This is a genomic window from Streptomyces sp. A0642, assembly GCF_004795105.1.
In the GTDB taxonomy this organism is placed as follows: Bacteria; Actinomycetota; Actinomycetes; order Streptomycetales; family Streptomycetaceae; genus Streptomyces.
The window spans coordinates 25,896-38,569 of sequence record NZ_SSBL01000038.1; the positions used below are offsets into that span (position 1 = coordinate 25,896).

The 12,674-nt window shown below is 67.4% G+C and carries 10 protein-coding genes and 1 tRNA gene; 2 read left to right on the forward strand and 9 right to left on the reverse strand.

The annotated features are described in order from the left end of the window. The first annotated feature begins 223 nt into the window (after positions 1-223). Positions 224-1,657, forward strand: coding sequence for a pyruvate kinase (gene pyk, locus E6R60_RS34065; RefSeq protein WP_136330589.1), 1,434 nt, complete (start codon positions 224-226; stop codon positions 1,655-1,657). A gap of 8 nt (positions 1,658-1,665) precedes the next feature. Here pyk and E6R60_RS34070 read toward each other — a convergent pair whose 3' ends face one another. Both E6R60_RS34070 and E6R60_RS34075 read right to left on the reverse strand, forming a co-directional pair. After that, positions 1,666-2,445 carry a helix-turn-helix domain-containing protein gene (locus E6R60_RS34070; protein WP_136330590.1) on the reverse strand — a complete coding sequence of 260 codons (780 nt, stop codon included), beginning with the start codon at positions 2,443-2,445 and terminating at the stop codon, positions 1,666-1,668. 111 nt (positions 2,446-2,556) lie between these two features. Continuing rightward, positions 2,557-2,629, reverse strand: a tRNA-Leu gene (locus E6R60_RS34075). Between the two features lie 100 nt (positions 2,630-2,729). Here E6R60_RS34075 and E6R60_RS34080 point away from each other — a divergent pair. Beyond that, positions 2,730-3,380 carry a response regulator gene (locus E6R60_RS34080; protein ID WP_136330591.1) on the forward strand — a complete coding sequence of 217 codons (651 nt, stop codon included), beginning with the start codon at positions 2,730-2,732 and terminating at the stop codon, positions 3,378-3,380. A 78-nt stretch (positions 3,381-3,458) separates the two neighbouring features. On the opposite strand, the gene E6R60_RS34085 is transcribed toward E6R60_RS34080, so the two are convergent. The 7 genes from E6R60_RS34085 to E6R60_RS34115 all read right to left on the reverse strand — a co-directional run bounded on the left by E6R60_RS34085 (position 3,459) and on the right by E6R60_RS34115 (position 12,623). Next, positions 3,459-4,175 (reverse strand): ABC transporter ATP-binding protein, encoded by a 717-nt coding sequence (locus E6R60_RS34085; RefSeq protein WP_136330592.1) that lies wholly within the window; start codon positions 4,173-4,175, stop codon positions 3,459-3,461. Then, positions 4,172-5,086: an ABC transporter ATP-binding protein gene (locus E6R60_RS34090; RefSeq protein WP_206309589.1), complete on the reverse strand. Its 915-nt coding sequence runs from the start codon at positions 5,084-5,086 to the stop codon at positions 4,172-4,174. The genes E6R60_RS34085 and E6R60_RS34090 overlap by 4 nt, the downstream gene beginning before the upstream one ends. A gap of 5 nt (positions 5,087-5,091) precedes the next feature. Beyond that, entirely contained in the window at positions 5,092-6,879 is a 1,788-nt protein-coding gene (locus E6R60_RS34095; RefSeq protein WP_136330594.1) for a branched-chain amino acid ABC transporter permease, read from the reverse strand. A gap of 5 nt (positions 6,880-6,884) precedes the next feature. Beyond that, positions 6,885-7,814, reverse strand: coding sequence for a branched-chain amino acid ABC transporter permease (locus E6R60_RS34100; protein WP_136330595.1), 930 nt, complete (start codon positions 7,812-7,814; stop codon positions 6,885-6,887). Positions 7,815-7,914: 100 nt separating this feature from the next. Beyond that, on the reverse strand, positions 7,915-9,126 hold the full coding sequence (locus tag E6R60_RS34105; protein ID WP_136330611.1) for a branched-chain amino acid ABC transporter substrate-binding protein: 1,212 nt from the start codon (positions 9,124-9,126) through the stop codon (positions 7,915-7,917). Positions 9,127-9,770: 644 nt separating this feature from the next. Then, on the reverse strand, positions 9,771-10,241 hold the full coding sequence (locus E6R60_RS34110) for a hotdog fold thioesterase (RefSeq protein WP_136330596.1): 471 nt from the start codon (positions 10,239-10,241) through the stop codon (positions 9,771-9,773). 108 nt (positions 10,242-10,349) lie between these two features. Next, entirely contained in the window at positions 10,350-12,623 is a 2,274-nt protein-coding gene (locus E6R60_RS34115; RefSeq protein WP_136330597.1) for an FdhF/YdeP family oxidoreductase, read from the reverse strand. Positions 12,624-12,674: the final 51 nt, after the last annotated feature.

The window sequence follows — 12,674 nt, forward strand, 5'->3', positions numbered from 1 at the left end:
CCCGGCACGTTTCCATTCGATGACCACCCGCCGCCGCACCGGTTGCCACAGCGAACCCGGACCCCACCCCACCCGCCCCCGAGACCCGTGAACCCACCACCGAATGCTCATCCGAGCACCCCGACGCACAATTCAACACTTGTCAAAAACCCTTCACCCAAAGGCCGTTGCTCAGTCATGCACAGCCAATTAACTACCCGTAGGTAAGGTCTAGGCTCGAACCATGCGCCGAGCCAAAATCGTTTGCACACTAGGACCCGCCACCGACACATACGACCAGATCAAAGCCCTGGTCGACGCGGGAATGGACATCGCCCGCCTCAACCTCAGCCACGGCAGCTACGCCGAACACGAAACCCGCTACCACCACGTACGCAAGGCATCCGACGAAGCCGGACGCAGCGTCGGCATCCTCGCCGACCTTCAAGGCCCGAAGATCCGCCTCGGACGCTTCCGCGAAGGTCCCGTACTCCTTGAACGCGGCGACGACTTCACCATCACCGTCGAACCCACGGAAGGCGACCGCCACACCTGCGGCACCACCTACACCGGCCTCCACACCGATGTCACCGCCGGCGAACGCATCCTCGTCGACGACGGCCGCGTCACCCTCGAAGTCACCGAAGTCGACGGCCCCCGCGTCCACACCACCGTCATCGAAGGCGGCATGGTCTCCGACCACAAGGGACTCAACCTCCCCGGCGTCGCCGTCTCCGTCCCCGCCCTCTCCGAAAAGGACATCGAAGACCTCCGCTGGGCCCTGCGCACCGGCGCCGACGTCATCGCCCTCTCCTTCGTCCGCAGCGGACGCGACATCGAGGACGTCCACCGCATCATGGACGAAGAAGGCCGACGCCTCCCCGTCATCGCGAAGGTCGAGAAGCCCCAGGCCGTCGACAACATCGACGACATCGTCGCCGCCTTCGACGGCATCATGGTCGCCCGCGGCGACCTCGGCGTCGAAATGCCCCTGGAACAGGTCCCGATCGTCCAGAAGCGCGCCATCAAACTCGCCAAGCGCAACGCCAAACCGGTCATCGTCGCCACCCAGATGCTCGACTCGATGATCGACAACTCCCGCCCCACCCGCGCCGAGGCCTCCGACGTCGCCAACGCCGTCATCGACGGCACGGACGCCGTGATGCTCTCCGGCGAGACCAGCGTCGGCAAGTACCCCATCGAAACGGTCCGCACGATGTCCCGCATCGTCGAAGCCGCCGAGGAGGACATCCTCGCCAAGGGCCTCCCACCGCTGACCGACCGCAACAAGCCCCGCACCCAGGGCGGCGCGGTCGCCCGCGCGGCAGCGGAGATGGGCGACTTCCTCGGCGCGAAGTTCCTGGTCGCCTTCACCCAGAGCGGCGACACGGTCAAGCGCCTCTCCCGCTACCGCTCACCCATCCCGCTCCTGGCCTTCACCCCGGACCCGGCCACCCGCTCCCAGCTCAACCTCACCTGGGGCGTGGAGACATTCCTGGGCCCGCACGTGGACTCGACGGACGCGATGGTGGCGCAGGTCGACGAGGAGCTGCTGAAGATCGGCCGCTGCCAGAAGGGCGACGTCGTGGTCATCACCGCAGGCTCCCCGCCCGGTGTCGCGGGCTCGACGAACCTGGTGCGCGTGCACCACATCGGCGAGGACGACAGTCCGAAGTAGGGCTGCTCTCAGTATTTCGGCCCGACGTGTGCGTCCATGAGCGCTACGGACGCCCGTCGGGCGACGGAGATGTTGTACTCCTTGCCCGCGCGAGTGCAGTGCGTCCACTCGATGCCGAGCTTGTCGAGGGTGTCGGTGTAGAGCCGCCGGATATCATCCGAAACGTTGGTGAACCAGTACCGCGGATACTCGTATCGCTTCTTTACGCCGCCGACTGTCCTGGTGGTCCAGTTCATGTTCCGGCATCCGTCGGAGTGGATGAGGCCCCGGATGAAGTCCCAGGGGTGGGCGTCGACGATGTCCTGTTGCCAGGGTTCGAGGGCGATGAGGCGGTCGTGCTTCCTGCCGGGGCCGTGCTGGGGGAAAAGGCACGTCCAGTGCTTTGTGAAGGACTTGACCTCGACGCAGCCGTTTCTATGGCGTCGGCCCGTGCGTGGCGTGGGCATTACTTGGAGGATCGCCCATTCGGCTTCATCGACCAGGCCTGGGTGCACCTCGCCGCAGAAGATCGACAGGTGATGTTGTTTCTGTTTGGAGATGATGTGGCCGTCGCCCAGGTAGAGCCCTAGCAGGTAGGCGTAGGCGCTGCGATCGAAGTCACGGCCGGTGCAGATCGGGCAGTCAGTCGGCTGTACGTACTGAATTCCACGCCGCTTGCGGTCCTCGTGCAGCCACCACCCGATTGTTCCGCGGGGCACATTGAGGAGCTCTGCTACTGCTCGATTTGTGCTCCCGCCCCTCAGGAGGGCAAGTGCTTCGTCACGTATCGACGGATTGTGCTGTCCCATGTGCTGGAGTCTTGTGCGACTCTCGCTGGCGCGTGCTCATGATGGGCGTGTGTTCATCAGCAAGGGTGAAGATCGTCAAAATGTACATCACCCTTGGAATCGAAGGAGAAGTGCCCCGAGTCGGATTCGAACCGACGCTGTATGGGTTTTGAATCCATGGCCTCTACCGCTGGGCTACCGGGGCCCCTTCGAAACGAAGGATGTGCGAGACCCTCCGTGCCTCAAACATACCGTAACTAGGTAGGCTCTTGGGAGCAGCACCCCTGTCTTGACCAAGGAGCCCCGTGACCACCCCCGAGTCGCCCCAGCCCGTCGCCGACGACGACAAGTCGCACGTCCCGCCGCTGACGACCCGTGTCGTCATCGCCGAGGACGAGGCGCTCATCCGCCTCGACCTCAAAGAGATGCTCGAAGAAGAGGGGTACTCGGTCGTCGGTGAGGCCGGGAACGGGCAGGAGGCCGTCGAGCTGGCGCGGGAGCACAAGCCGGACCTGGTGATCCTCGATGTGAAGATGCCGATTCTCGACGGGATCTCCGCCGCCGAGAAGATCGCCGAGGAGTCCATCGCGCCCGTCCTGATGCTCACGGCGTTCTCGCAGCGCGACCTCGTGGAGCGGGCCCGGGACGCCGGGGCGATGGCGTACCTCGTGAAGCCGTTCAGCAAGAGCGACGTGGTGCCGGCCATCGAGATGGCGGTGTCGCGGTTCGCGGAGCTGAAGGCGCTGGAGAGCGAGGTCGCGGACCTGTCGCAGCGGCTGGAGACGCGCAAGCTGGTGGACCGGGCGAAGAGCATTCTGCAGACGGACTACGGCCTGTCCGAGCCGGCGGCGTTCCGGTGGATCCAGAAGACGTCGATGGACCGGAGGCTGTCGATGCAGCAGCTGGCGGAGGCGCTGATCGAGGACGCCGAGGAGAAGAAGCGGGCGGCCGAGTAGCCGCACCCGCACCCGTACGCGTACACGAAGAAGGCCCGTGCCCCGGACGTCCGGGGCACGGGCCTTCTTCGTACGGGATCAGTCTTCGCCGAGGTACGCCTTGCGGACGGACTCGTCGTGGAGGAGGTCCGCTCCGGTGCCGGAGAGGACGATCTTTCCGATCTCCATGACGTGGCCCTGGTCCGCGAGGGAGAGGGCGGCCTGGGCGTTCTGCTCGACGAGCAGGATCGTGGTGCCCGAGGCCTTGAGTTCGACGATGGTCTCCATGATCTTCTGCATCATGATCGGGGAGAGGCCCATGGAGGGCTCGTCGAGCATGAGCAGCTTGGGCTGGGACATGAGGGCGCGTCCCATGGCGAGCATCTGCTGTTCGCCGCCCGAGAGGGTTCCGGCGGCCTGCTTGCGGCGTTCCCCGAGGATGGGGAAGAGGTCGTAGGCGCGTTGGATGTCCTTCTCGATGCCTGCTTTGTCGTTGCGGAGGTAGGCGCCGAGGAGGAGGTTCTCGGTGATCGTCAGCCGGGGGAAGATGTGGCGGCCCTCGGGGGAGTGGGCGAGGCCGAGGGCGACGATCTTGTGTGCGGGGATGTTGGCGAGTGGTTTGCCCTCGAAGAGGATGCGTCCGCCGATGGGCTTGAGCAGTCCGGAGAGGGTGCGCAGGGTGGTGGTTTTGCCGGCGCCGTTGGTGCCGATGAGGGTGACCACCTGGCCGGCGTCGACGGTGAAGGAGATGCCCTTGACGGCTTCGATCTTGCCGTAGGCGACGCGGAGGTCCTCGACCTCGAGCAGTGCGGTCATCGGGTGTCCTCCTCCTCGGTGGTGGTGTTCTTGGTGCCGGTGCCGGTGCCGGTGCCGGTGTCGGTGCCGGTGCCGGCCACTGCTTCCGCCGCTTCGACTTCGGCGACTTCTTCGGCGCCGGGGGCGCCTTCGAAGGGGGTGCCGAGGTAGGCGGCGATGACGCGTTCGTCGCTCTGGACGACGGAGGGGGTGCCTTCGACGAGTTTTTCGCCTTGGACGAGGCAGGCGACGCGGTCGCAGAGGTTGAAGATGAAGCGCATGTCGTGCTCGATGACGAGGACGGCGATGCCTTGGTCCCGGATGGCGAAGATGAGCTCTTCGGTGACGCGGGTTTCCTGGGGGTTCATGCCGGCGGTGGGCTCGTCCAGGAGGAGGAGGCCGGGGTCGCTGGCGAGTGCGCGGGCGATTTCGAGCTTGCGCTGGTCTCCGTAGGGGAGGTTGCGCGCGAGGTGGTCGGCCTTGTCCTGGAGGCCGATGAACTCCAGGAGTTCCATGGCGCGTTCGTGGCTGGCCTTCTCGGCTTTGGTGAAGCCGGGGAGGCGCAGGAGTGCGGACCAGAGCCCTTCCTTGGTCCTGGTGTGGCGTCCGACGAGGACGTTCTCCAGGACGGTCATGTTGGCGAAGAGCCTGATGTTCTGGAAGGTGCGGGCGATGCCTGCCTTGGTGACGAGGTGGGGCTTGGGGGGCAGGACGGTGCCTTTGTAGCTGACCTTGCCCTCGGTGGGGACGTAGAGGCCGGTGAGGCAGTTGAAGAAGGTGGTTTTTCCGGCGCCGTTGGGGCCGATGAGTCCGACGATTTCGCCCGCGTTGACGGTGAGGTCGACGTTGCGGACGGCGGTGAGGCCGCCGAAGCGCATGGTGACGCCGTTGGCGTCGAGGACGGTGGTCGCGGTCTTCGTGGTGGTGGTCATGGTGGTCACGCCCCCGCCTTGGTGATGCCGGCGTCGGCTTCTTCGGACTGCCGTGGTTCGGGTACGAGGACGGGTTCGTCGTTCTCGTGGAATTCGAGTTGTTTCCGGCGGTCGGCGACCAGGCCTTCGGGGCGGAAGCGCATCAGGAGGATGAGTGCGACTCCGAAGAGGAAGAGCTGGTAGTCCTGCATGAACTGCAGTTTGGCCGGGATGAGGTAGAGCAGTGCGGCGCCGACGAAGGGTCCGCTGAGGGTTCCCATGCCGCCGAGGATGACGGCGGCGAGGAGGAAGGCGGAGTTCGGGGGTACGGAGCCGGCGAACTGGTACTGCTCGGGTGTCACGGTGTAGTTGACGTGTGACTGGACGGTGCCGGCGAGTCCGGCGAGGGTGGCGCCGAGGGCGAAGGCGAGCAGTTTGAGCCGGAAGGCGTTGATGCCCATGGCGGTGGCTGCGGTTTCGTCTTCGCGGATGGCGACCCAGGCGCGGCCGATGCGGGAGTCTCCGGAGCGGCGGAAGACGAGGACGACGACGGCGGTGACGACGAGCATCAGCAGGTAGTAGTTGGCGGGCCTGCTGAGGGTGAAGGGGCCGACGTCGTGGCTGAGGCCGAAGTCGAATCCGAAGAGGTTGAGGTCGGGGATGCTGGGGATGCCCTGGGAGCCGTTGGTGAGGTCGGGTCCGCTGTTGCCGTTGAGGTTGTTGACGGTGACGCGGAAGATCTCTCCGAAGCCGAGGGTCACGATGGCGAGGTAGTCGCCGCGCAGCCGCAGGGTCGGGGCGCCGATGAGGACGCCGAAGATCAGTGAGACGACGGCTCCGGTGAGGACGGCGGCCCAGAAGGGGAACTGGATGCCGATGGCGGAGAGGGGTGCGCCGGAGACGAGGGCGGCGGTGTAGGCGCCGACTCCGAGGAAGGCGACGTAGCCGAGGTCGAGGAGGCCGGCGAGGCCGACGACGACGTTGAGGCCGAGTGCGACGGTGGCGAAGATGAGGATGTTCGCGCCGATGAGGGCGTATTCCGCGGTGTCCTGGGTGAAGGGGAAGCAGAAGGCTGCGGCCAGGGCTGCGGTGAGTGTGACGTTGCGGTGCTTCGTGGTCAGCGCGGTGATGCGGGCGATGAGTCCGGCCCGGGTGAGTGCGGTGAAGGCGAAGCCTGCGGTGATGAGGAAGCCGATGAACTGTTCGGATTCCTCGGTGGGGATGTCGACGCAGAAGGTGAAGATGTAGAGCGCGACGCCGAAGGCGCCGGCGATCACGAGGATCTCGGCCCAGGCCGGGAGGGCTTTGGCGCGGCCGACGGAGGGTGCGGCGAGGCTGTTGCGGAAGCGCTGCCAGGCGTTCGCGGGGGGTCCGTCGGCGGGGAGCGGTTCGTCGCTGGGGAGTGCGAGGGCGGCGAGGACGGCGATGAGTGCGCCGATGCCGCTGACCCAGGCTCCGGGTTCGAGGTTGACCGCGCCGCCGAGTTCGTAGGTGATGGCGCCGATGGTGTAGCCGGTGACGCCGAGGGTGCCGAGGGCGAGGAGGCGGACGGGGCTGTTGGTGCCGCCGGGGGTGAGCCAGCGGAGTCCGCGGATGCCGTATCCGGTGAGGGTGAAGAGGAGGGTGAGGATCGCGCCGGTGAGGGTGAGGATCTGGAGGCCGCCGGGGTAGCCGGTGACGGTGAGGTCGCCGGGGAATTCGGAGGTCCAGGTCCAGGGGAGGAAGGTGCCGGCGAGTGCGATGGCCGCGCCCGCGGCGGTGGCGATGCGGGCGATCGGTGCGGGCAGCGGGATGAGTGCTTTCTGGGTGGTCATCCGTATCACGCCCGATCCGCGACGCGTTCGCCGAGCAGGCCCTGGGGCCGGAGCAGCAGGACGACGATGAGGAGGACGAAGGCCCATACGTCCTTCCAGGCGCCGCCGCCGAAGAGGTCCATGCCGGGGACGTCGCTCATGTAGCCGGTGGCGAGGGATTCGGCGACGCCGAGTACGACTCCGCCGAGCATGGCGCCGTAGATGTTGCCGATGCCGCCGAGTACGGCGGCGGTGAAGGCTTTGAGGCCCATGATGAAGCCCATTTTGAAGCCGATCTGGCCGTTCTTGAGCCCGTAGGCGACGGCGGCGACGGCTGCGAACGCGGCACCGATGGCGAAGGCCATGACGATGATGCGGTCGGTGTTGATGCCCATGAGCTTGGCGGTGTCGGGGTCCTGCGAGGTGGCCTGCATGCCGCGGCCGGAGCGGGTCTTGGAGACGAAGAGCCCGAGGGCGATCATGCAGACGGGTGCGGCGATGAGGACGAAGAGGTCACCGCGCTGGATGTGGGTGCCGAAGACGTCGAAGGCTTCGCCCTTGAACTGGGGGAAGGGGCGGTCCTTCGTGGCGTTGGGGTACCACTTCCAGATGGCTTGCTGGAGTGCGAGGGAGAGCCCGATCGCGGTGATCAGCGGGGCGAGCCGGGGTGCGGTGCGCAGGGGCCGGTAGGCGAAGCGTTCGGCTGCGACGCTGATGGCGACGGAGCATATGACGCCGCCGATGATCATGAGGGGGACGATTGCGAGGAGGTTGGAGCCGGCCGGCATCCAGAGGTACACGGTGAGAGCTCCGAAGCCTCCGATCATGAAGATCTCGCCGTGGGCGAAGTTGATGAGCTGGATGATTCCGTAGACCATCGTGTATCCGATCGCGATGAGTCCGTACATCGCGCCGAGGATGAGTCCATTGGCCAGCTGTTGCGGCAGTTCGTGCACCGCAGGGCCTCCGTGGAGTGGTTCGGATATGGCACCGCGCGGGAGTGCTCGTAGCGCTCCCGCGCGGTCTGGTGTCAGTCAGTGGATGACCGGGAGCGTGTTACGGCTTGTAGGCCTCGCTGAGCTTGGAGACCCACTTGCCGCCGTCGACCTGGTAGGCGGTCATCATGGTGTTGGTGGTGTCGCCGTACTCGTCGAAGGCGACGGGGCCGGTGACGCCCTGGAAGCTGACCTTGCCGACGGCGTCGAGGACCTTGGCGCGGGCGTCGTCGGGGAGCTTGCCGTCGTTGGCGGCGACGACGGCCTTGACGGCCTCGATGATCGCCCAGGTGGCGTCGTAGGTGCCGCCGCCGTAGGCCTCGTAGGCGTCCTTGTATCCGGCGGTCTTGTAGTTCGCGATGAAGGTCTTGGCGGAGTCGAGTTCCTCGACGGGCTTGCCGACGGAGGTGGCGATGTCGCCCTGGGCCTTCTTGTTGAGCTTGATGAAGTCGGCGCTGTACATGCCGTCGCCGCCCATGAGGGGGATCTGGACGCTGTCCTTGAGCTGCTGGCTCAGGGGGGCGCCGGCGGGGTACTCACCGCCGTAGTAGACGGCCTTGGCGCCGGACTTCTTGACCTTGGTGACGACGGCGTTGAAGTCGCGGTCGTCGGGGTTCACGTGGTCGGAGCCGGCGATCTTGCCGCCGAGGCCGGTGAAGGTCGCCTTGAAGGAGGCGGCGAGACCGGCGCCGTAGGGCTTCTGGTCGTCGATGAGGTAGACCTGCTTGATCTTCGCGTTGTTGTACAGGTACTTCGCGGCGAAGGCGCCCTGGATCTGGTCCGTGGTGGCGGTGCGGAAGTAGGTCTTGAAGGGGCGCTTCTTGTCGCCGGTCTTCCAGTTGTCGCCCTGGGTGAGCTCGGTGCCCGTGTTGGCGGGGGAGATCTGGGTGAGGCCGGCGTCGTTGAGCGGCTTCTGCATCGACTGGGAGACGCCGGAGTTCAGCGGTCCGACGACGCCGAGGACCTTTTTGTTGTCGATGAACTTGGTGGCGTTCTGCTGGCCGACGGAGGGCTGGGCCTGGTCGTCGAGGGGCTGGACCTCGAAGGTGATGCCCGGGACCGTCTTGTCCTTGTTCGCCGTTTTGGCGGCGAGGTCGGCGGAGTTCTTGATGCCGAGGCCGAGGGCGGAGAGGTCGCCGGTCAGCGGGGCGTCGACGCCGATGACGACGGTCTGGGTGTCGCCGCCGCTGCTGCCCTTCTTGTCGTCGTCGCGCGACCCGCAGGCGGTGAGCGTCAGTGCTCCTGTGGTGAGCACTGTGGTGAGGATGAGCAAAGAACGGTGTCGCACGAAAAGTCCTTTCCCTGGCGCGGCCTCCTCTGCTTGAGGTGCCGTGTCGTTCGCCGGGCCGTACTGGTTGGTACAGGGCCGTGCTGCAGACGCGCCCGGCGGCGCGGTGACTGGCGGTGACTCTAAGGGCAGGGGTGGGGGTGGGGGATGGGGGTGGAGCAGGATGTGACTGTCTTGTTATGCCCTTGAGCAAGGCTTGAGGTGGCTGTGTGGATATGTACGGCTATTTGCTGGACGGTGAAGTGACCACATGCTGAGAACGCGCAGCTCTGTCAAGGGGCTTGAGCGGATCTTGGTGCTGTCGCGCGGCGGGGGTGCGGTGAGGCGCTGGAGGCGCGCCTGAGGGCCCGGTGCCTGCGGGGCCGGATGTCTGGGCTGCGTCGGGCGGGTGCGCGTTGCGGTTTTGTTTACGCAGTGTTACGGCCGGGGCGGTGCGGTCGACGCGGTGTGGCGGTGGGCAGGCCGGGCGTGGCTGATGAGTGGGCCATGGAAGGCGCGGGGTGGTCAAGGGTGTTGCCCGCCGGTGTTGTGCAAGTTCTGTGTGTGCGGGGGTGGTTGCGTCCGGGTATGGCACTGCCCGGCCGGGTTCGGGGTCCGGCCGGGCAGGGGTGGGGCGGGGTGGCGGGCGGTCAGGAGGCGTCGCTTGTGGGGAGGTCGCGCAGGAGGCAGGTGAGGCGGGCGGTGCAGACCCGCTTGTCCTGTTCGTCGGTGATGACGATCTCGTACGTGGTGGTGGTGCGCCCGCGGTGTACGGGGGTGGCGACGCCGGTGACGAGGCCGCTTCGTACCCCTCGGTGATGGGTGCAGTTCAGGTCGACGCCGACGGCGATCTTGGTGGCGCCGCCGTGGAGCATGGCGCCGACGGAGCCGAGGGTCTCGGCGAGGACGGCGGAGGCGCCGCCGTGCAGGAGTCCGTAGGGCTGGGTGTTGCCTTCGACGGGCATGGTGGCGACGACGCGGTCGGCGGAGGCCTCGGTGATCGTGACGCCCATGCGTTCGCCGAGGTGGCCTGCGGAGAAGAGGGAGGGCAGGTCGACGCCGAGGGTGGCGTACTCGTCGATGATCTCCTGGGGGAACGTGGGTGCGGTGTGCTCGCCCATGGGTCCGGCTCCGATCGTCTGCGGTGGTTCGCTGGTGTGTGCACGTTCTTGTGTGCACTGTTCTTATCAGACGCCTGAGCGGGCGCTTAGGGCTGCCCGCCCGGGGCGTCAGCGCATGTTCTCGAAGCGGATGACGACGGACTTGCTGGCGGGGGTGTTGCTGGTGTCGGCGGTGGAGTCCAGGGGGACCAGCACGTTGGTCTCCGGGTAGTACGCGGCGGCGCAGCCCCGGGCGGTGGGGTAGTGGACGACGCGGAAGCCGGGGGCGCGTCGTTCGGTTCCGTCCTTCCATTCGCTGACGAGGTCGGTGTAGGCGCCGTCGGCGAGGCCGAGGGCGGTGGCGTCGTCGGGGTTGACGAGGACGACGCGGCGGCCGCCCTTGATGCCGCGGTAGCGGTCGTCGAGGCCGTAGATGGTGGTGTTGTACTGGTCGTGGGAGCGCAGGGTCTGCAACAGGAGGCGGCCTTCGGGGAGTTCGGGGAACTCGACGGGGGCGGCGGTGAAGTTGGCCTTGCCGGTGGCGGTGGGGAAGCGGCGGGAGTCGCGGGGGGCGTGCGGGAGGGTGAATCCGTCCGGGTGGGCGATGCGCTGGTTGAAGTTCTCGAAGCCGGGGACGACGCGGGAGATGCGGTCGCGGATCGTCGCGTAGTCCTTCTCGAACTCCTCCCAGGGGGTGGCGGAGGCGGGGCCGAGCACGGCGCGGGCGAGGCGGGCGACGATGGCGGGTTCGGAGAGCAGGTGGGGGCTTGCGGGGGTGAGGTTGCCGCGGGAGGCGTGCACCGTGCTCATGGAGTCCTCGACGGTGACGAACTGCTTGCCGCCGGCCTGGATGTCCTTGTCCGTGCGGCCGAGGGTGGGCAGGATCAGGGCCCGGGCGCCGGTGACGGTGTGGGAGCGGTTGAGCTTGGTCGAGACGTGGACGGTGAGGCGTGCGTTGCGCATCGCGGCCTCGGTGACGTCGGTGTCGGGGGAGGCGGAGACGAAGTTGCCGCCCATGGCGAAGAAGACCTTGGCCTCGCCGTCGCGCAGGGCGCGGATGGAGCGGACCACGTCGTAGCCGTGGTGGCGCGGCGAGGTGATGGAGAATTCCTTGTCGAGGGCGTCGAGGAAGGCGGCCGACGGCCGTTCGAAGATCCCCATGGTGCGGTCGCCCTGGACGTTGGAGTGGCCGCGGACGGGGCAGACTCCGGCACCGGTCCGGCCGATGTTGCCGCGCAGCAGGAGGAAGTTGACGACTTCGCGGATGGTCGGCACGGAGTGCTTGTGCTGGGTGAGGCCCATGGCCCAGCACACGATGGTGCGCTTCGACGCGAGGACCATGGCGAGGGCCTCTTCGATGGCGGTGCGCTCCAGGCCGGTCGCGGCGAGGGTCTGCTCCCAGTCCGCTTCCGCCGCGGCGGCGGCGAACTCCTCGTAGCCGTGGGTGTGCCGGCTCACGAAGGCCTCGTCGACGGCGCCGTCGGTCGCGAGGATCATCTTGTTGAGCAGCCGGAAGAGGGCCTGGTCGCCGCCGATGCGGATCTGGAGGAACAGGTCGCACAGGGCGGTGCCCCTGACCATGCCGTGGGGGGTCTGCGGGTTCTTGAAGCGTTCGAGTCCGGCCTCGGGCAGCGGGTTCACCGAAATGATCTTCGCTCCCGCGGACTTGGCCTTCTCCAGGGCGGAGAGCATCCGGGGGTGGTTCGTCCCGGGGTTCTGTCCGGCGACGATGATCAGGTCGGCGTGGTGGAGGTCCTCCAGGGAGACGGAGCCCTTGCCCACGCCGATGGTCTCGGTGAGCGCGGAGCCCGAGGACTCGTGGCACATGTTGGAGCAGTCGGGGAGGTTGTTGGTGCCGAATTCGCGGGCGAACAGCTGGAGGAGGAACGCGGCCTCGTTGCTGGTGCGCCCCGAGGTGTAGAAGAGGGCTTCGTCGGGTGAGGCGAGGGCGCGGAGCTCCTCGGCGATGACGGCGAAGGCGCGCTCCCAGGTCACGGCCTCGTACCGGTCCGCGCCCTCGGGCAGATACATGGGCTGCGTGAGGCGGCCCTGCTGGCCGAGCCAGTAGCCGCTGCGGGTGGCGAGGTCGGCGAGGGGGTGCGCGGCGAAGAAGTCCGGGGTGACGCGGCGCAGCGTCGCCTCTTCGGCGACGGCCTTGGCGCCGTTCTCGCAGAATTCCGCGGTGTGCCGCTTGTCGCCTTCGGGCCAGGCGCAGCCGGGGCAGTCGAAGCCGTCCTTCTGGTTGACCTTGAGGAGCGTTTGGGCGGTGCGGCGGACGCCCATCTGCTGCTGGGCGATGCGCAGGCTGTGGACGACGGCGGGGAGCCCGGCGGCGGAGTGCGGGGCCGGTCCGACCTGGGGTGCGTCCTGGACCGGGTCTCCTGCGGGCGGCTTGGTGGCCATCGTGCTCCCCTTCGGGCTGCCGCGGACCTTGCGCGGTCCGCTGTGCGTGTT